The sequence below is a fragment of the Pseudomonas putida genome, from assembly GCF_002025705.1.
GTDB lineage: Bacteria > Pseudomonadota > Gammaproteobacteria > Pseudomonadales > Pseudomonadaceae > Aquipseudomonas > Aquipseudomonas putida_J.
In genome coordinates this window covers 1407251-1426394 of record NZ_CP018846.1, presented here as the reverse complement: position 1 = coordinate 1426394, position 19144 = coordinate 1407251, and the positions used below count along the sequence as shown (strand labels likewise).

Below are 19144 nucleotides of genomic sequence, written 5' to 3'. Positions count from 1 at the left end.
CTCCGGGTGACGCCCCGCGTTGTGGCAAATTTCATTAGCAAGGCCCATACCAGCGCCGCTAGTGAACCTTCCACGCACGCGGTTACTCGAATGACCTACACACCTGCACACCTGCACACCTACACAGGGAGAGCCCCATGGCCAGCAAATCGGCAAAGACTGCACAAGAGATATTGATGGCTGACTTCCAGGCCTTGGTCCGCGATACCGAAAAATTGCTGGCCGATACCGCCAACCTGGCTGGCGACCAGGCCGACGAACTGCGCGAGCAGATTCACGACCGCCTGACCCAGGCCCGCGAAACCCTGCAGCTGACCCAGGACTCGGTGCGCGAGCGCGGCCAGGCAGCTCTTGGCAGCGCCGAGCAGTACGTCCAGGAAAACCCCTGGCAGGCCATTGGTATCGCCGCAGGCGTCGGCTTGTTGATCGGCCTGCTGGCCAATCGGCGCTGAGGAGCCCCCATGGAGAATGACAGCATAGGCACCAGCGCCTCGGGCAGACGCCTGGGCGCGGCGCTGCTGGGGCTACTGCACAGCCACATCGAGCTGTTCGGTATCGAACTGCAGGAACAGAAAGCACGCACTCTGAGCCTGTTGCTGTTTGCCGGCCTGGCACTGGTATTCGCGCTGCTGCTGCTCACGGCCTTGTCCGGCTTGCTGCTGGTGTTGCTGTGGGACAGCTATAGGCTGGCGGGCATCATCGGCTTGTGCGTTTTCTATGGCCTGGCGGCGTTGTATTGCGGCCTGCGCCTGAAGGCTGCAGTGTTCGATGAGTCTTCACCGTTTGGTGCGACCCTCGAAGAACTGGCCAAGGACCGGGAGCGCCTGTTGCCATGAGCCTGCCTGAACTACCGAACACCCGTAACCCACGGGAATTGCGCAAGGCGCTGCTGCGCCTGCGCATGGAAATGCACCGCCAGCAGATCCGCCATGAGTCCGGGCAAATGCTGCAACCCTTGCAGCGCCTGCGCGGCATGGGCAGCTCGCTGCATGACGGCTTGGGCATCAAGCACGCGCCGTTGTGGGGAATCGGCGCCGTCGTGGCGCTGGGCTTTCTCACCGGCAAAGGGGTGCGCAGCGGTAACCTGAGCCGCCTGGTTCGGCTGGGAACCAGCCTGCTGCCGCTGGTACGCCTCTTCCTGCAAGGCAACCGGCGCCCTTGAGTGCCCTGGCCGGCTCTGATCCCACAGGGCCGGTCTCGCTCTGCCCCTTGCACGCCTGCTCACGACACCGGAAGCTATACCCTTCGATCGACAGGAGACCGCGCCTTGGACTGGCACACCCTGCTCACCCGCGAACGCCTCGGCAAAGCCCTCTACAGCGCTGAAGAACTGGGCCGCAGCCCTTTCCACAAAGACCATGACCGGATCATCTTCTCAGGGGCCTTTCGCCGCCTCGGGCGCAAGACTCAGGTCCATCCCGTTTCCAGCAACGACCATATCCACACGCGCCTGACCCATTCCCTGGAAGTCAGCTGCGTTGGCCGCTCACTGGGCATGCGTGTCGGCGAAACACTGCGCGGCAGCCTGCCCGACTGGTGCGAACCCAGCGATCTGGGCATGATCGTGCAGTCGGCCTGCCTGGCTCACGACATTGGCAACCCGCCGTTTGGCCACTCCGGTGAAGATGCCATTCGCCATTGGTTCCAGCAGGCCGCCGGGCGCGGCTGGCTGGACGACATGAGCGACGACGAGCGCGCCGACTTCCTCAACTTCGAAGGCAACGCCCAAGGCTTTCGCGTACTCACTCAACTCGAATATCACCAGTTCGATGGCGGCACCCGGCTCACCTACGCCACCCTGGGTACCTACCTCAAATATCCCTGGACTTCCCGGCATGCAGACGCCCTGGGCTACAAGAAGCACAAGTTCGGCTGCTACCAGAGCGAACTGCCGCTGCTTGAGCAGATCGCCCGCAAGCTCGGCCTGCCGCAACTCGAAGAACAGCGCTGGGCCCGCCACCCGCTGGTGTACCTGATGGAAGCGGCAGATGACATCTGCTACGCCCTGATCGACCTGGAAGACGGCCTGGAGATGGAGTTGCTGCACTACGCCGAAGTCGAGGCGCTGTTGCTCGACCTGGTGGGTGACGACTTGCCGGAAACCTACCGCCAGCTTGGCCCTGACGACTCTCGCAGACGCAAGCTGGCCATTCTGCGTGGCAAGGCAATCGAACACCTGACCAATGCCGCTGCCCAAGCCTTCGTCGAGCAGCAGCAGGCACTGCTGGGCGGGCGCCTGAGCGGCGACCTGGTCGAGCACATGCACGGCCCGGCCAAGCGCTGCGTACTGCAAGCCAAGGACATGGCGCGCAACAAGATTTTCCAGGACAAACGCAAGACGCTGCATGAGATCGGCGCCTACACCACGCTGGAAATTCTCCTCAATACGTTCTGCGGTGCCGCCCTGGAACAGCACGGCGGCCGTACCCCCTCGTTCAAGAGTCGCCGCGTGCTCGACCTGATCGGTAACAACGCTCCCAACCCGCACGACTCTCTGCACAAGGCTTTCCTGCGCATGATCGATTTCATCGCCGGCATGACCGACAGCTACGCCAGCGAGATGGCTCGGGAAATGACCGGGCGTTCAAGCCCGACGTGAAAAAAGGCGGCGTCGCCCGGTGCACTACCGAGCGACGCTCATTGCTTTCAGAAATCTCCTACAAGCGCCGCCACCAGATTAAACACCAACTAAACAGACAACTGAAAAGTTGCAAAAACACCTTTGATAACGAAGTAAATTCTTACACTTCGTAGCTCAATATGTATTCGGCTGTAAGCCGTTTCCCATATATAGCGAATCTCCATGCCACGCATCCCCGATGACTTGCAACTGGGGTAAGGTGCCACCTGCCTCCGTCATCCGCCGCAGGGAACTTGAACATGAATACTGTATTTATTGTCGATGACCATCCTGTCATCCGCCTTGCTGTCCGCATGCTGCTTGAAAACCAGAATTACAAGGTTGTAGGCGAATCGGACAACGGCGTGGATGCCATGCAGATGATTCGTGAAACCCAACCCGAACTGGTGATCCTGGACATCAGCATCCCCAGGCTTGACGGCCTGGAGGTACTTTCGCGCTTCCAGGCCATGGCCCTGCCGCTGAAGGTGCTGATCCTCACCGCGCAGTCTCCGGCGCTGTTCGCCGTTCGCTGCATGCACTCAGGTGCAGCGGGTTATGTGTGCAAACAGGAAGATCTGAATGAACTGCTCAGTGCGATCAAGGCCGTAATCGCCGGATACAACTATTTCCCCAGCCAGGCCATTCACAACAACCACGAAACAGCGGACTCCGATTTGCGACTTTTCCGACTCGTTAACGATCGAGAACTGATGGTCCTGCAACTTTTTGCCCAAGGTCGCAGCAATCAGGAAATAGCCAAGGGCATGTTCCTGAGCAACAAGACTGTCAGTACCTACAAGAAGCGACTCATGCAGAAACTGCAGGCCGATTCCTTGGTCGAGCTGATCGAAATGGCTAAACGCAACGCGCTGGTCTGAGGTTCTGATGGTGCAAATGTTCGCCTGCCTGGGGTTCATCCTGGCGCTGGCCTGCGACCTGGCGCAGGCCTCATCCCATGAAGTCGTGCCCTATACGCTGCTAGCCCGCTCTTCGACCCAACCGCTGAGCCCGCGGTTGACGGAACAACAGCGGCAATGGCTGCAGGGGCGGCACGCCCTGATTCTGGGCACCTCAGCGCCCGACTACCCGCCCTTTGACATCACTGGCGGCGGCCAGGTCTACCAAGGGCTCACCGCCGAATACGCCAATCTGATTGGCAAGGCATTGAACCTGCCGGTCCAGGTCATGCGCTACCCCCACAGGAAAGCGGCGGTCGAGGCGCTCAAACGGGGGGACATTGACCTGCTCGGCAGTGCCAACGGTTACGAAGCGGCAACCGAGGGACTGGCGCTTTCTCACCCCTATGCCGTCGACCAACCCGTGCTGGTCACACGGGAAGATGAAGGGCAGCCACTCAATGCAGGCCTTGCCGGCATGCGCCTGGGCATGCTGTACCACTACCTGCCCCAGGAAAAGGTCCGCGCAGCCTACCCCAAGGCCGAATTGCTGGCATTCGGCTCTTCTACGCAAGCACTCAATGCTGTGGCATTTGGCCAGACGGACGTGTTCATCGGCGACACTATTTCCACACACTACCAGCTTACCCGCGGGCACTTGCCACGCCTGCGCATGGCCAGTTTCGGCCAGCACGAAAACGTCGGCTTCAGTTTTGCCATGCGCGCTCAGGACGTGCAGCTCAAGACGTTGGTCAATGCAACGCTAGACCGCCAGTCCAGCGCCTTGCGGACCAGCATTTTCAAACGCTGGAGTGCTGGCGGTGACCTGCTGCTGAGCGATCGCAAACTCCAGCTGACGGCCGGGGAGGAAAAATGGCTGCTCAACCACCCGGTGATGCGGGTCGCCATCGACGAAACGGCAGCGCCACTGTCCTATTTCGATGGCAGTGGCCATTTTCGCGGTATAACTGCCGACCTGCTGGACCTGATACGCCTGCGTACCGGCCTGCGCTTCGAGGTGCAGCGGGCCAATGGCATCGCCGACATGCTTGCCCGACTGGAAAGCGGGCGCGTGAACATGATTGCTGCGCTGGCCAGCGACGGTATCACCGACAAACGCCTGCACCTGAGCCGGCCCTACCTTGAAAGCCCGCATGTACTGGTCACCCGCGCACGTGATGAAAAGTACGGTTCGCTGGAGCAACTGAACGGGCGTCGCATTGCCATCTCCCGCTACAGCAACCTGGATGACCTGCTGGCAACCCGCTTCCCACAGGTTGGCTGGATCGAGACGGAGAGTTCCTATTATTCCGTGGCGCTGCTCAACAGTGGCGCCGTCGACGCGGTGATCACCCCCTTGATCGACGCCAACCACGCCCTGGCCGCCAATAGCGACCTGATCATTCGCAATACGGTGGGCAGCGAGCCGGCCATCTTCGCCATGGCCACCAGCGAACAGGACATGCCACTTGCCACAATCCTCGACAAAGCCCTGCTGAGCATTTCGCCGGAAGAGCTGGGTGTCATAAACAATCGTTGGCGCGGCTACGATGTCCATGAGGATGTCAGCTGGCCAGCCTGGCGGCGCCTGATCCTGCAAGTGCTGCTGGGCACCGGCCTGTTGCTGTTGCTGGCACTGATCTGGAACGCCCGGCTGCGCGGGCAGATCAAGCATCGCCAACGCGCCGAACGCGCACTGAACGATCAGCTGGAGTTCATGGGCGCGCTGCTCAACGGCACCCCGCACCCGATGTACGTGCGCGACCGGGAGGGCCGCCTGCAGAGCTGCAACGCCAGCTACCTGGAAGCCGTCCAGGCCCGCCTGGAAGACGTGATTGCCAGGCGCCTGGACGAGAGCCCGTTCACCGGCACCGAGAACACACGTCAGATTCAGGCCGACTACCAGCAGGTAATGGCCGCCGGCGTACCACTGATCATCGACCGACCTTTGCGCTTCAAGGACAGGGAAATCACCATCTACCACTGGATCCTGCCGTATCGTGACTCGCTGGGTGAAGTGCAAGGGATCATTGGCGGCTGGATCGATATCAGCGATCGCCGCAAGCTGGTTCAGGAACTGCGCGAGGCCAAGCGCCTGGCCGATGACGCCAACCGCGCCAAAAGCACCTTCCTTGCCACCATCAGCCATGAGATCCGCACGCCGATGAATGCGGTCATAGGCATGCTCGAACTGGCCCTGAGGCGCGCCCTGCAGGGGCAAGTAGACCCCACCTCGCTGGAAGTCGCCCACCATTCGGCCAAGGATCTGCTTGGCCTGATCGGCGATATCCTGGATATCGTGCGTATCGAGTCTGGCCACCTGTCTCTCAGCCCGGAAGCAGTCGACCCCTCGGCACTGGTCGAGTCGGTTGGCCGCGTTTTCGATGGCCAAGCACGCCAGAAGGGCCTGGCCCTGCAAATCAGCATCAACCCCAGCGCCCGTGTCCATGCTTTGCTCGACCCACTGCGCTTCAAGCAGATCCTGTCCAACCTCGTCAGCAACGCCATCAAGTTCACAGAGCAAGGGCAAATCCAGGTCACGCTCGGCTTGCGCGACGAAGGCCCTGGCGTGCCGCCGACGCTGGAGTTCGAAGTGCGTGACAGTGGCATCGGCATTCACGACGATGATTTGCAGCGGCTGTTCAACCCGTTCGTCCAGGCAAATCCACATAGCCAGGGTGCCCGTGCAGGCACAGGGCTGGGCCTGGCCATCTGCCGAAGCCTGTGCGAGATGATGGGTGGCAGCCTGAGCATCAAGAGCCTTCCGGGCTTTGGCACGCAGGTTCGCCTGCTGATGCCGCTGGAGCGTGTCGATACCCCGCTGCCACCCGCATTGGAGGTGGAAGAGATCGAAGTACCTGCTCAAGACCTGAAGGTGCTGGTCATCGACGATCACCCTGCCAACCTGATGCTGATGGCACAGCAACTGGGCTACCTGGGGCTCAGCCATGCCAGCGCCAGCGATGGTCGCGAGGGCCTGGACAAATGGCACCGCACGCCGTTCGACGTACTGGTGCTCGATTGCAACATGCCGCACATGAACGGCTACCAGGTTGCCACCGCCGTTCGTTGCGAAGAGCGCAAGAGCGGGCGCCCGCGTTGCGTCATTCTGGGTTACACCGCGAACGCTCAACCCGAAGTCAGGCAGAAGTGCCTCAGTGCCGGCATGGACGATTGCCTGCTCAAGCCCATCAGCCTGCGTACCCTCAGCCAATGCCTGACCAGGATCACGCCCCATCTACGGCAAGTCGTTGCCCCGCCGTTCAACCTTGCGGGCCTGGCCGGCATCGTCGGCAACAATCCCGAAAGCCGTTGCCGTTTTCTCACCGCAGTGCATGCAAGCCTGCAAGAAGACCTGACGCTACTCATGGGCTTCGATCCCGTCCATCAGGCAGCCGAGATCCGCGAGCAGGCGCACAAGATCCTCAGCGCGGCACGGCTGCTGGAAGCAAAAGGCATGATGAAGGCCTGCGCGGCCCTGGAGGAGCAACATTCGCCTGCGGCATGCATCAAACTGCAGCGGCAGGTACTGGCACGGCATATGCGCCGAACGGAGAAAGCGCTGGCCAGGGAGCTGGCCAGGGCTTGACGGAGTGACGCCCGCGCGGGGCGCCGCTCACGCACGCATCAGGAAGCCGGGTTGATCGGCTTTTCCGGATACCAGGCGTCCAGCAGCGGGCTGACTTCAATGGTGGTCAGTTCGCTGCGGCCTTTGAGCCAGGCTTCGACGGTAGCACGCTGCTCTTCGCTGACCGAGCCGCGGTTGGCCAGGCAGACCAGGCCGAAATCATCGCCGCCGACGTAGTCCAGGCCGTTGGCATCCATGGCTTCAGCCAGGAAGGCGTCGAGGAAGGCATCAATGGCTTCGTCGGACAGGTCTTCCTTGAAACCCAGGTTCAGTTCGAAACCCAGCTCCTGGAATTCATCAACGCACAGCTTCTTGCGCAGACGACGGGAACGGTTGGTAGCCATGAAACAATCCTCTTGAGTAATAACGCGCGGCACTTTAACAGTTTCCACGCTACAAAGGCGCTTTTCCGTCGAACGTGGCGCATGAACGCTGCGCTTGGGGCATAATGCGCTCTATATTTCATCCTGGGGTGATCATCTCTTACAGCCCCATTGTCATTTTCCCTCGTCCGCAGGGTACTTAATCCATATGATCAAAAAGCTCCGCCCCCTCGTTCTCGCCGGCCTGCTGTTGCCACTCGCATTGCCCAGCCAGGCTGCTGCCGTCAATACCACCCTGCCGCCGAAGGTCCAACAGGCGCTCAAGGCCAACAAGCTGCAGGACAGCGCACTGTCGCTGGTCATGCTGCCGCTGAACGGCCCGGGCCCGGCCACCGTGTTCAACGCCGATGTGTCGGTCAACCCGGCTTCGACCATGAAGCTGGTCACCACCTACGCCGCCCTCGAACTGCTCGGCCCGACATTCCAATGGAAAACCGAGTTCTACACCGATGGCACCCTGAGCAACGGCGTGCTCAATGGCAACCTGTACCTCAAGGGCGGCGGCGACCCCAAGCTGAACATGGAAAAGCTCTGGCTGCTGATGCGTGACCTGCGCGCCAATGGCGTACGCACCGTAACCGGTGACCTGGTGCTGGACCGCAGCCACTTCGTGCAACCCAACCTGCCACAGTTCGACGATGACGGCGGTGACGTCAACAAGCCATTCCTGGTCAAGCCCGACTCGCTGATGATCAACCTCAAGGCCCTGCGCTTCGTTGCCCGCAACGACGGCGGCAAGGTAACCGTTGCCGTCGAACCACCGATCGCCAGCATCCATATCGATAACCAGGTCAAGGCTGTAGCCTCCAAGCAGTGCAGCGGCGACGTGCGCTATAACCCCGTGCCGCAGGCCGACGGCATCAGCGTGACCGTCACCGGCCAGCTGGGCGATGGCTGCAACTCGCAGACCTACCTGTCGCTGCTCGACCACCCGACCTACGCCGCAGGCGCCGTGCGGGCGATCTGGAACGAGTTGGGTGGCAGCATCCAGGGCCGCGACCGCTTTGAGAACGTGCCGAAGAGCGCACGCCTGCTGGCCCGGGCCTTCTCGCCCGACCTGGTGGAAGTGATTCGCGACATCAACAAATACAGTAACAACACCATGGCCCAGCAGCTGTTCCTGAGCCTGGGCGCACAGTTCCGCACCGACGCCGATGGCGACGATGCCCGTGCCGCGCAGCGCGTGGTGCGCCAGTGGCTGGCGAAGAAAGGCATCACCGCGCCGCACCTGGTGATGGAGAACGGCTCCGGCCTGTCGCGCGCCGAGCGGGTCAGCACCCGCGAGATGGCGGCACTGCTGCAGGCCGCGTGGAACAGCCCCTACTCGGCCGAGTTCATCAGCTCGATGCCGCTGGTGGGCATGGACGGCACCATGCGTAAACGCCTCAAGCGCACCGCCATGACCGGTGAAGGGCACATCAAGACCGGCACCCTGAACACCGTGCGGGCGATCGCCGGTTTCAGCCGCGACAGCAACGGCAATACCTGGGCGGTGGCGGCGATCCTCAACGATCCGAAGCCGTGGGGAGCCTCGCAAGTACTCGACCAGGTGCTGCTCGACCTGTATCGCCAGCCGAAACTGAACAACAGCGCGACCGCTGCGGCGCCTTGATACGGCTGTAGCCTGTACTGGCCTCTTCGCGGGTAAAACCCGCTCCCACAGGGATAGCACCACTCTCAAGGGCAGTGGTTGACCTGTGGGAGCGGGTTTACCCGCGAAAGGGCCGGCACAGACCAAGAAGAAAGGTCAGGTCAACTCTGCCTCGACCCTGTCTCGGCCAGCCTGCTTGGCCGCATACACCCCGGCATCCGCGCGCAGCAGCAAGGCATCCGCCCCCTCCCCCAGCCGCCATCCGGCCACACCAAAGCTTGCGGTCACCTTGCCCACTCCTTCTACCGGCACGCTGCGCACCCCATGCCACAGCTCAATGGCCAACATCCGTGCCTGCTCGGCATTGCTGCCCGGGCACAGCACCATGAACTCTTCCCCACCCAACCGACAGAACACATCGGTGCGGCGCAAACGCTGACCGATCCGTTGGCACAGGCTGCGCAACACATGATCACCTACGGCATGGCCATACTGATCGTTGATCCGTTTGAAATGGTCGATGTCGAGCATGATCACCGCCAGGTCCAGCCCATCACGCTGGGCGCGGTCCAGTTCGACCTTGAGCCGCTCCTGGAAATAGCGACGGTTATGAATGCCGGTCAGCGCATCGGTCACCGACAATGCACGCAACTCTTCCTCGACCCCTTTGAGGTCGGAGATATCGGTGAGGTAGCCATGCCACAGCGTACAACCGTCTTCGCCAGGCTCCGGCGTCGCTTCGCCGCGCACCCAGCGCAACCCGGCACGCGGCAGGCACACCCGGTATTCTTCACGCCACGGCGAAAGGTGTTCGGCGGAATAACGCACCGAACGGCGCACGCGCTCCAGGTCATCAGGATGAATGCGCTCGAATACCACTGTGGCATCCTCGCGCAACATCTGCAGGTCGACCTCGTAGATATCGAACAGCCCCTGGCTGGCATACGGGAAGCATGAGTGACCATCGGCACCCAGCTGGTATTGATAGATGCCGCCGGGCACTTCCGCACTGAGTTTCTCCAGCAAGCGATCACGCAGGGCCAAGGCCTCATGCACACGGCGCCGCTCGGTGACATCGATGCAGATCGCCAGGTAGCCGACCCATAGCCCCTGCTCATCGAGTACGGCAGTCACCAGCATGTTGGCCAGCAAATGGCTGCCATCCTTGCGCACCAAGGTCCACTCGCCCGGCTCGCCACCACTGTCCTGGATGGTCTCGGCGAACATCGCCTGGCCACCGGCGATGTGCCGCCCATAGCGCAGGCTCAAGGCATGGGCGCGCTGGCTGAGCTCTTCAGGCATCACCAGATCTTCCAGCTGCAGGTGCCCAATGGCTTCACTGGCCGAATAGCCCAACATGCGTTCGGCACCGGCGTTGAAGGTGCTGACTTCGCCTTTGAGGCTGGTCGCGATGATGGCCACCTGGGTTGCGGCATTCAGTACGCTGCGCAACTGATTGTGAGTATCGCGCAACGACTGCTCGCTGACCCGCAGCGCCACCGTGCGCTGCTCGACCAGGGTCAAGGCACGCTGGCGCTGGCTGAACAGGCTGTAGAGCAATGCACTCAGCAACAGGCTCAGCAAGCCGCCGAGCAGCCCCACGGCCAAGGCAGCGGCAGACTGGTTGGCTTGCAGAAATGCCTGGCTCGGACGAATGTCGAGCTGAAAATGGTGGTCGGCAAGGTGCAGCAACTGCGTGCTGCCCAAGGCCAGTGCCGCCACCGGGTTCTGCGAATCGAACAGCACTTCATGGCCATCACGCCCGCTCGGGTCGATGATGCGCACCACCAGGTTGTCATCCGCAGCGACAGGCAGGCCTTCGGTGATCAACTGGCGCATGTTCAGCAAGGCCATGACAAAACCCGCTGGCGGGTCAGCCGGCCGTGCATCGGAGAACACCGGTGCCACCATCAGCAACCCACGGCCAAAGCCGGGAGCAACGTTGAGCATGTCCAGCGGCTCGGAAACCGCCATGCTGCCTGGATGCAGTGCCCGCGCCAAGGCCTGCTCACGGGCTGGCTGGCTACGCAGGTCGAGCCCGTAGGGTTGCCCCTGCAAAGTGTTGGCCTGGGTGTAGAGCACCGGGTAGTAGTGGTCACGCCGTGGCGAAGGGTGCCAGTTTCCTGCGCCATCCAGCTCGCGAATCAGGTAATCCTGCCCCAACCACGCACTGGCCTGGCGCTCGAACTCGCGTCGCTGCCCGGACTCGACCCGCGGCGCCCAGGAATAGGCCTGGGTCCGCTGCAGCAAGGGCCGCGCATAGCCATCGAATTCGTTCGGGGTGATTTCGTTGGAGTAGGTAAAGAAGCGCCGCAAGCCATCCAGGCGTTGCTCCTGGTCGTCGAAACGCTCGGCGATGCGGCTATGGCGTTCGCTGGCCAGCAGTTCGAAACGCTGGCGCAACTGCTGCTTGTAGAACGCCTGCGCGGCCAGCGCCAAGGCAGCCGAAAGCAGCACGCCGGCCACCAACGCCACCAGCGCCACCGCCCAGGCAGCCATCGCCTCGCTGCACAGGCCCAGCACCTTCGCACGCACGCCCCACTTCGACATAGATCGATCTCATCACGTCAGCGTCCTGCGAATTCTCTGGCCCTGTGCTGAGTTATAGCTATTGGCCATTAGGCACGCAATGCGCCTCGTCGAATTAACGCAACTGCAGGCGCCAGGCGCGATGGATGCGGTTGTTGCGGGCGAAGTCCGGGTCCAGGGTCTGGGCGCTGATTTCTTCGACCGCATAACGCGTGCTCACATGCTCATCGAGCTGGAACTTGCGGAAGTTGTTCGAGAAATACAGCACGCCACCCGGTGCCAGGCGGGCCATGGCCAGGTCGAGCAGCTGCACATGGTCACGCTGAACGTCGAACACCCCTTCCATGCGTTTGGAGTTGGAGAAAGTCGGCGGGTCGATGAAGATCAGGTCGTAGCTGTCGCGGTTGCCTTCCAGCCAGGCCATGACATCGCCCTGCTCCAGGCGATTACGCTCGGAGAAACCGTTCAGCGACAGGTTGCGCCGCGCCCAGTCCAGGTAGGTTTTCGACAGATCGACACTGGTGGTGCTGCGCGCACCGCCCTTGGCCGCGTGCACGGTGGCCGTGGCGGTGTAGCAGAACAGGTTGAGGAAGCGCTTGCCGTTGGCCTCGCGCTGGATGCGCATGCGCATCGGGCGGTGGTCGAGGAACAGCCCGGTGTCGAGGTAGTCGGTGAGGTTGACCAGCAGCTTCACGCCACCCTCATTGACCTCCTGGAAACGCCCTTCGGTCGCCTGGCGCTCGTACTGGCGGGTGCCGCTCTGGCGCTCGCGGCGCTTGAGCACCACACGCTGCGGGTCGATGTTCAATGCCTGGGGGATCGCCGCCAGGGCATCGAGCAGGCGCGCCTGGGCCTTGTCCGGGTCGATCGAACGGGGAGCGGCGTATTCCTGCACATGCACCCAGTCCTGGTAGAGGTCTACCGCCAGGGCATACTCAGGCATGTCGGCATCATACAGGCGGTAGCAGTCGACCTGCTCACGGCGGGCCCACTTGCCAAGCTGCTTGAGGTTCTTTTGCAGGCGGTTGGCGAACATCTGCGCGCCTTCCGACAGGCGTGCCGGCTCGCTGGCAACCGCCGCAGGGCGGCGGACCTCGCCATTGTCGGCCTGGGCCTCGCGGCGCTCGCCGGTCACGAACTGGTCGGGCTGCACCTTGAACAGCAACAGCTTGCACGGCAGTGCGCCGTTCCAGAAAGCATATTGCTTGTGGCTGCGGATGCCCATGCGCTTGCCCAGCTCCGGCGCGCCAGTGAACATCGCCGCTTCCCAGCCCATGCAGGCCTGGCGCAGGCGCTCGCCAAAGTTCTGGTAGAGGTACAACAGGCTGGCTTCGTCACCCAGGCGCTCACCGTACGGCGGGTTGCTGATGACCAGGCCTTTCTGGTTCTGGTCCGGGCGCGGCTCGAAGGTGCTGACTTCGCCCTGGTAGATCTTCACCCAGTCGCCCAGGCCCGCGCGCTCGACGTTGTTGCGCCCTGGCTGGATCAGCCGCGGGTCGGCTTCATAACCGCGAATCCACAGTGGTGGCTTGGCCAGGCCGGCTTGCGCGCGGGCCTGCCCTTCTTCGTGGACCTTGCGCCAGGTGGCCGGTACGTGGCCGAGCCAGGCACTGAAGCCCCAGCGCTCACGCTTGAGGTTGGGCGCGATGTCGGCGGCGATCATCGCCGCCTCCACCAGGAAGGTACCTACACCGCACATCGGGTCGGCCAGGGCGCCACCTTCGGCGGCAATGCGCGGCCAGCCGGCGCGGATCAGTACCGCTGCCGCCAGGTTTTCCTTCAGCGGCGCGGCGCCTTGCTGCAGGCGATAGCCCCGCTGGTGCAGGCTGTGGCCGGACAGGTCGAGGGACAGGATCGCTTCGCCGCGGTCCAGGCGCAGGTGCACGCGCACATCCGGGTCGACCTTTTCCACCGACGGGCGCAGGCCTTCACGGTTGCGCAGCTTGTCGACGATCGCGTCCTTGACCTTGAGCGCACCGAAATGGGTGTTGTCGATGCCCGAACCATGGCCGCTGAACTCCACGGCCAGGGTGCCGTCAGCAGCCAGGTGGTCCGCCCAGTCCACGGCGTGTACGCCATCGTAAAGGTCATCGGCGTTCTTCATCGAGAAGCGCTTGAGCACCAGCAACACGCGGTTGGCCAGGCGCGACCACAGGCACAGGCGGTAGGCGGTTTCCATGTCGGCGGCGCCGCGAATGGCCGAGGTGTGCTCACGCACATCATCCAGGCCGAGGCCTCGTGCCTCTTCGGCAAGCAGGCCTTCCAGGCCTTTGGGGCAGGTGAGATAGAGTTCGAAACGGTCCGACATGAGTATTCCAGCGCCATGGGCTATGTAAGTGACAAGGCGACGCATCGCCTTGCCGATGTTTGCCCGAACGCCCTTCCAGCAAGCGTCCGGGTGGCCTTCCCCACTGCGTCATCGCAGCCGGGCGGCCGGGCCGCCTGATCGTTCAGCCGCTCGCCAGGTGGCAAAAACAGCTTAGATCATCAGGCAGTTCAAATAATTTCCATCGACTTCGGGGCCAGTGTGACCCTTCGTCGCATTACTAAATATTTCTGTCATTCCCCAGCGACGCTGGCGAAATGACGTCAAGGTTCGGCAAACCCTGATCATAGCGGGCTCAACGTCAAACAAGGTTGAGTCGCATTTATTTACTTATCCCCTCACCCTTGGAAAGGTTACGTGCTTATGACAAATCGATCATTCACACGGTGACCTGCATTCGATAGAACTGGTCTCAGGCCGCTTCGCAACGAGGCGGCACCTTCAGCTCGCCACGCCGGCAGCGAGCGCAAAACCGGCAGAAAGACTCTGCCCGGCCTCGGAGAGGCCGACGGGACATTACAGTCAACAAGTGAGGGCAACACCCTATGAGAAGACTTAAGCGTGATCCGTTGGAAAGAGCATATTCACGTGGCTACCAATACGGGGTCACCGGCAAATCCCGCGAACTTTGCCCCTTTACTCTACCTTCAGTTCGCCAAGCCTGGATCAACGGCTGGCGCGAAGGTCGCGGTGATAACTGGGACGGAATGACTGGCACCGCTGGCATCCATAGACTCAACGAAAATCACGCCGTTGGCTGATCGAGGACACTGAATTCGAGTTACCATGCGCGCCCTATCCGGGCGGCGGGCTTCGGCCCAAGGGCCCCTTGAAGGGGCCCTTTTTTATGCCCGCCTTCAGGCCTTGGGCATTGCCGCGATCGCATCCACCGCTTCACGGATCAGTGCCGGCCCCTTGTAAATGAAGCCCGAGTAGATCTGCACCAGGCTCGCTCCAGCGGCGATCTTCTCTGCTGCATGACGGCCTTCGGTAATGCCACCAGCGGCGATGATCGGCAGCTTGCCAGCAAGCTCACCTGCAAGCACCTTCACAATGTGCGTACTCTTCTGAAGCACTGGCGCACCCGACAGGCCACCGGCCTCACCACCATGCTCCAGCGCTTCGACTCCCTCGCGGCTCAGGGTGGTGTTGGTGGCAATCACCGCATCCATTCCCGACTCCATCAGCGCCGAGGCCACCAGCGCGGTTTCCTCGTCGCTCATGTCCGGCGCGATCTTGATCGCCAGCGGCACGCGCTTGCCATGCCCGGCAGCCAGCTGCTCACGGCGCTCGGCCAGGGCATCCAGCAGCTGCTTGAGCGAGTCGCCGAACTGCAGGCTGCGCAGGCCTGGGGTGTTCGGCGAGCTGACGTTGACGGTGATGTAGCTGGCCTCGGTATAGACCTTGTTCAGGCAGATCAGGTAGTCGTCGACCGCTCGCTCGACCGGGGTATCGAAGTTCTTGCCGATGTTGATGCCCAGCACCCCGTCATAGCGCGCAGCACGCACGCGCTCGAGCAGGTGATCGACGCCCAGGTTGTTGAACCCCATGCGGTTGATGATCGCCGTCGCCTGCGGCAGGCGGAACAGCCGTGGCTTGGGGTTGCCAGGCTGCGGGCGTGGGGTCACGGTGCCGATCTCGACGAAGCCGAAGCCCAGCTGGGCGAAGCCGTCGATGGCCGCGCCGTTCTTGTCCAGGCCCGCCGCCAGCCCCACCGGGTTGGCGAAGTTCAAACCCATCACGGTCACCGGCAGCGCAGCCGGCTGCTTGCACAGCACACCGTTGAGCCCAAGCCGGCCACCGGCGCCGATCAGGTCCAGGGACAGGTCATGGGAGGTTTCCGGGGAAAGCTTGAACAGCAGCTGGCGGGCCAGGGTATACATGGGCGGGCAAGGCTCGGGGTGAGTGAGGCAGCGATTATAGCCAGCGCGCGCCTGGCATGACAGGGGCTTGGCACATGGGTTGCTACTTCGCTTGCCTACGGCCTATTCAGTACGGGCGAGGACCTTTGTGAATACAGCACCTCTAGCCTGGGTAAACGGTAGCGACGCGCCGGAAAAACCCAGCCTCAATATCGGCTACATGGCCCTGACCGATTGCGCCTCGGTGGTGGTCGCTGCCACCCAGGGCTTCGCCCAGCAACATGGCCTGACTCTCAACCTCAAGCGCCAGGGCTCCTGGGCCGGCTTGCGCGACAAGCTGGCCAGCGGCGAACTGGATGCCGCCCACTGCCTCTATGGCCTGGTCTACGCGGTGCACCTGGGCATCGGTGGCGTGCCGGCCAGCGACATGGCGGTCCTCATGGGCCTGAACCAGAATGCCCAGGCCATCAACCTGTCGCCAGCCCTGCAGCACAAAGGTGTGACCAGCCCTGAGGCACTGGCGCAACTGGTGCACCAGCATGGCGCACGACTGACCTTTGCCCAGACCTTCCCCACCGGCACCCACGCCATGTGGCTGTATTACTGGCTGGCCAGCCAGGGCATCCACCCGTTGCATGACGTCAACAGCGTAGTGGTGCCACCAGCTCAGATGGCGGCGCACATCCAGGCTGGGCGCATCGACGGTTTCTGCGTCGGCGAACCCTGGGCCGCTGCCGCCGTCGGCCAAGGCCTGGGCTTCACCCTTGCCACCAGCCAGTCGATCTGGCCCGACCACCCGGAGAAAGTACTGGCCAGCGCCCGCGCCTTCGTCGAACACTACCCCAATAGCGCACGCGCACTGATCAAGGCGGTGCTCGCCGCCAGCCGGTTCATCGAACAAAGCCCGGAGAACCTGCGCAGCACCGCACAACTGCTCAGCGGCAGCGCCTATCTGGACACGCCGCTGGAAAATATCGAACCGCGCCTGCTGGGCGATTATCAGGACGGCCTGGGCAACGCCTGGCACGACCGGCACGCCCTGCGCCTGTTCGACCAGGGCCGCGCCAATTTGCCTTACCTGTCGGACGGCATGTGGTTCATGACCCAGTTCCGCCGCTGGGGCCTGCTGCACGAAGACCCCGACTACCTGGGCGTGGCTCGCCAGGTGCAGCAATTGAAGGTGTACCGCGAGGCCGCCGCATCACTCGGCGTGCCCTGCCCCGAGTCAGCCATGCGCAGCAGCCTGCTGATCGACGGTTTGCGTTGGGACGGCAGTGACCCGTATGCCTACGCCCGCAGCTTCCGCCTGCACGCCCTGGGCGATACGCCCGGTGCCCGGATCGGTCTGTGAGGGCCATCGCCATGCTGCGCATACTGCTGATCGACGATACCCGGAACAAACTTGGCCGCCTCAAGGCCGCCTTATGCGAAGCGGGCTTCGAAGTGATCGAAGCCCCGAACCTGACCATCGACCTGCCGTCCTGCATCGAAACGGTGCGCCCGGACGTCGTGCTGATCGATACTGACTCCCCCGACCGCGACGTGATGGAACAGGTGGTGCTGGTCAGCCGCGACCAGCCACGGCCAATCGTGCTGTTCACCGACGAGCACGACCCGGCAGTAATGCGCCAGGCGATCCAGGCCGGGGTCAGTGCCTACATCGTTGAAGGCATTCATGCCGCACGCCTGCAGCCGATCCTCGATGTAGCCATGGCCCGTTTCGAAAGCGACCAGGCGCTCAAGGCGCAACTGCTGGCCCGCGACCAGCAACTGGCCGAGCGCAAGCGCATCGAGCAGGCCAAGGGGTTGCTGATGAAGATGAAGGATTGCAACGAGGAACAGGCCTACACCCTGATGCGCCGGCAGGCCATGAGCCGGCAGCAGAAGCTCATCCAGGTAGCCGAGCAGATCATCGCCATGCATGAAATGCTCGGCTAGCACTGCAATCGCGATCCCTGTAGGAGCGGCCTTGCGTCGCGAAAGGGCCGCGAAGCGGCCCCGGCTGTTCCAGCATATGCCTTAAGATTTTGGGGCCGCTTTGCGGCCCTTTCGCGACGCAAGGTGAACTGGCCTAATGATTTTGGACACCTTCATCGGGCGCTATGATGGCGCCCAATTGGAGGCAAAATCAGTGCGCAAGTCTTATTCGAAAGAACACAAAATCCAAGCTGCCGAAATGGTCCTGGACGGTGGCCAGTCAGTTCCTGAGGTATGCGAAATCCTCGGGATTGGCCGTACAGCCCTTCGCCGTTGGGTTGAGCAGGTACGCCAGGAGAGAGAGGGTAAGGTTCCGACTGGAGCCAAAGCCATCACTCCGGAGCAGCAACGTATCGAAGAGCTGGAAGCATTGGTTCGTCAAAAGGATCGGGATATCGAAATCCTAAAAAAGGCCAGTGCTCTCCTGCTTCGGGACTCCAAAGATCGTTCTCGCTGATCAACGAGCTGAGTGAGCAATACGGTGTTGTCGACTGCTGTCGTGTGCTTGGGGTCAAACGCAGTAGTTTCTATGCATGGCGCAAACGCCAAGGGCGTGAGAATCCCGGCAGGGATGCTCTACGCTCGCGTGTAATCAATCACTTCATGGCGTCACGAAGCTCCGCGGGTTCACGCACGTTGATGCAAGAACTGCGGCGTGAAGGCCATGTGGTTGGGCGTTACAAAGTGCGTGCGCTTATGCGTGAAGCTGGCCTGAAATGCCGGCAGCGTAGGCCACACCGGTATCGGTCATCAGGCACGGAAGCACTGATTGCGGAAAACCAACTGAAGCGAAACTTCAAGGTTTCAACGATCAACGAGGTCTGGTGTGGCGATGTGACTTACATTCAGGTTGGCAGACGTTGGCTGTACTTGGCCGCAGTAATCGACTTGTACGCACGCCGAGTTGTGGGCTGGGCGTTTTCAATGACTGCTGATGCCAAGTTGGCCTGTGACGCGCTGCGCATGGCGTCTGAGTCCAGAGGCAAGCCTACGGGCGTGATGTTTCATTCAGATCAAGGTTGTCAGTACACCAGCCATAAATTCAGGGCTGTACTTGAAGAGTGCAGCTTGAAACAGAGCATGAGCCACCGTGGCCAATGCTGGGACAATGCGGCCATGGAGCGATTCTTCGGGGCATTGAAATCAGAATGGGTGCCAGCAGGAGGCTATGAATCCGAAGCTGAAGCTAAAGCCGACATCATGGCTTATTTGGTGCGCTACAACCTAAAGCGTCTCCACAGCTACAACGGCTACGAGACCCCGGTAGCTATGGAGGAAAAGCTCAGGGCAGCGGCATGAACCTTAACCGGTGTCCAAAATTACTTGACC

At 62.0% G+C, this 19144-nt stretch carries 16 protein-coding genes; 12 read left to right on the top strand and 4 right to left on the bottom strand.

The features are described from left to right. Positions 1 to 137: 137 nt before the first annotated feature. The 6 genes from BUQ73_RS06540 to BUQ73_RS06515 all read left to right on the top strand — a co-directional run bounded on the left by BUQ73_RS06540 (position 138) and on the right by BUQ73_RS06515 (position 7108). The gene (locus BUQ73_RS06540; RefSeq protein ID WP_060508089.1) at positions 138 to 452 is read left to right on the top strand and encodes a DUF883 family protein; all 315 of its coding nucleotides are present in this window, start codon (positions 138 to 140) and stop codon (positions 450 to 452) included. Positions 453 to 461: 9 nt separating this feature from the next. Continuing rightward, the gene (locus BUQ73_RS06535) at positions 462 to 836 is read left to right on the top strand and encodes a phage holin family protein (protein ID WP_079227127.1); all 375 of its coding nucleotides are present in this window, start codon (positions 462 to 464) and stop codon (positions 834 to 836) included. Next, positions 833 to 1162: a hypothetical protein gene (locus tag BUQ73_RS06530; RefSeq protein ID WP_079227126.1), complete on the top strand. Its 330-nt coding sequence runs from the start codon at positions 833 to 835 to the stop codon at positions 1160 to 1162. The genes BUQ73_RS06535 and BUQ73_RS06530 overlap by 4 nt, the downstream gene beginning before the upstream one ends. A gap of 105 nt (positions 1163 to 1267) precedes the next feature. Beyond that, positions 1268 to 2599 (top strand): deoxyguanosinetriphosphate triphosphohydrolase, encoded by a 1332-nt coding sequence (locus BUQ73_RS06525; RefSeq protein ID WP_079227125.1) that lies wholly within the window; start codon positions 1268 to 1270, stop codon positions 2597 to 2599. A 281-nt stretch (positions 2600 to 2880) separates the two neighbouring features. Then, complete coding sequence (locus tag BUQ73_RS06520) at positions 2881 to 3501, top strand: response regulator transcription factor (protein WP_079227124.1); 621 nt, start codon at positions 2881 to 2883, stop codon at positions 3499 to 3501. A gap of 7 nt (positions 3502 to 3508) precedes the next feature. Further along, entirely contained in the window at positions 3509 to 7108 is a 3600-nt protein-coding gene (locus tag BUQ73_RS06515; RefSeq protein WP_079227123.1) for an ATP-binding protein, read from the top strand. Positions 7109 to 7146: 38 nt separating this feature from the next. Here the strand turns inward: BUQ73_RS06515 and BUQ73_RS06510 are convergent, their stop codons facing one another. Beyond that, positions 7147 to 7491 (bottom strand): YggL family protein, encoded by a 345-nt coding sequence (locus tag BUQ73_RS06510; protein WP_027919421.1) that lies wholly within the window; start codon positions 7489 to 7491, stop codon positions 7147 to 7149. 187 nt (positions 7492 to 7678) lie between these two features. On the opposite strand from BUQ73_RS06510, the gene dacB reads away from it, so the two are divergent. Next, complete coding sequence (gene dacB / locus BUQ73_RS06505; protein WP_079227122.1) at positions 7679 to 9142, top strand: D-alanyl-D-alanine carboxypeptidase/D-alanyl-D-alanine-endopeptidase; 1464 nt, start codon at positions 7679 to 7681, stop codon at positions 9140 to 9142. Between the two features lie 135 nt (positions 9143 to 9277). Here the strand turns inward: dacB and BUQ73_RS06500 are convergent, their stop codons facing one another. Next, the gene (locus BUQ73_RS06500) at positions 9278 to 11671 is read right to left on the bottom strand and encodes a diguanylate cyclase (protein ID WP_079227121.1); all 2394 of its coding nucleotides are present in this window, start codon (positions 11669 to 11671) and stop codon (positions 9278 to 9280) included. Positions 11672 to 11765: 94 nt separating this feature from the next. After that, positions 11766 to 13958, bottom strand: a complete 2193-nt coding sequence (rlmKL, locus tag BUQ73_RS06495) for a bifunctional 23S rRNA (guanine(2069)-N(7))-methyltransferase RlmK/23S rRNA (guanine(2445)-N(2))-methyltransferase RlmL (protein ID WP_079227120.1) — start codon at positions 13956 to 13958, stop codon at positions 11766 to 11768. Between the two features lie 563 nt (positions 13959 to 14521). Between rlmKL and rmf the strand changes: the two genes are divergently transcribed. Continuing rightward, the gene (rmf, locus tag BUQ73_RS06490) at positions 14522 to 14737 is read left to right on the top strand and encodes a ribosome modulation factor (protein ID WP_079227119.1); all 216 of its coding nucleotides are present in this window, start codon (positions 14522 to 14524) and stop codon (positions 14735 to 14737) included. Between the two features lie 96 nt (positions 14738 to 14833). Here rmf and BUQ73_RS06485 read toward each other — a convergent pair whose 3' ends face one another. Continuing rightward, entirely contained in the window at positions 14834 to 15859 is a 1026-nt protein-coding gene (locus tag BUQ73_RS06485; RefSeq protein WP_079227118.1) for a quinone-dependent dihydroorotate dehydrogenase, read from the bottom strand. A 127-nt stretch (positions 15860 to 15986) separates the two neighbouring features. On the opposite strand from BUQ73_RS06485, the gene BUQ73_RS06480 reads away from it, so the two are divergent. The 4 genes from BUQ73_RS06480 (at position 15987) to BUQ73_RS06470 (ending at position 19114) form a co-directional block, all read left to right on the top strand. Then, a complete protein-coding gene (locus BUQ73_RS06480) occupies positions 15987 to 17189 on the top strand; it encodes a CmpA/NrtA family ABC transporter substrate-binding protein (RefSeq protein WP_079227117.1) in 1203 nt (400 codons plus the stop codon). An 11-nt stretch (positions 17190 to 17200) separates the two neighbouring features. After that, complete coding sequence (locus tag BUQ73_RS06475) at positions 17201 to 17776, top strand: ANTAR domain-containing response regulator (RefSeq protein ID WP_079230494.1); 576 nt, start codon at positions 17201 to 17203, stop codon at positions 17774 to 17776. Positions 17777 to 17912: 136 nt separating this feature from the next. Next, complete coding sequence (locus tag BUQ73_RS28565) at positions 17913 to 18272, top strand: transposase (RefSeq protein ID WP_237772709.1); 360 nt, start codon at positions 17913 to 17915, stop codon at positions 18270 to 18272. Further along, on the top strand, positions 18185 to 19114 hold the full coding sequence (locus BUQ73_RS06470; RefSeq protein WP_322114594.1) for an IS3 family transposase: 930 nt from the start codon (positions 18185 to 18187) through the stop codon (positions 19112 to 19114). The genes BUQ73_RS28565 and BUQ73_RS06470 overlap by 88 nt, the downstream gene beginning before the upstream one ends. Positions 19115 to 19144 lie beyond the last annotated feature (30 nt).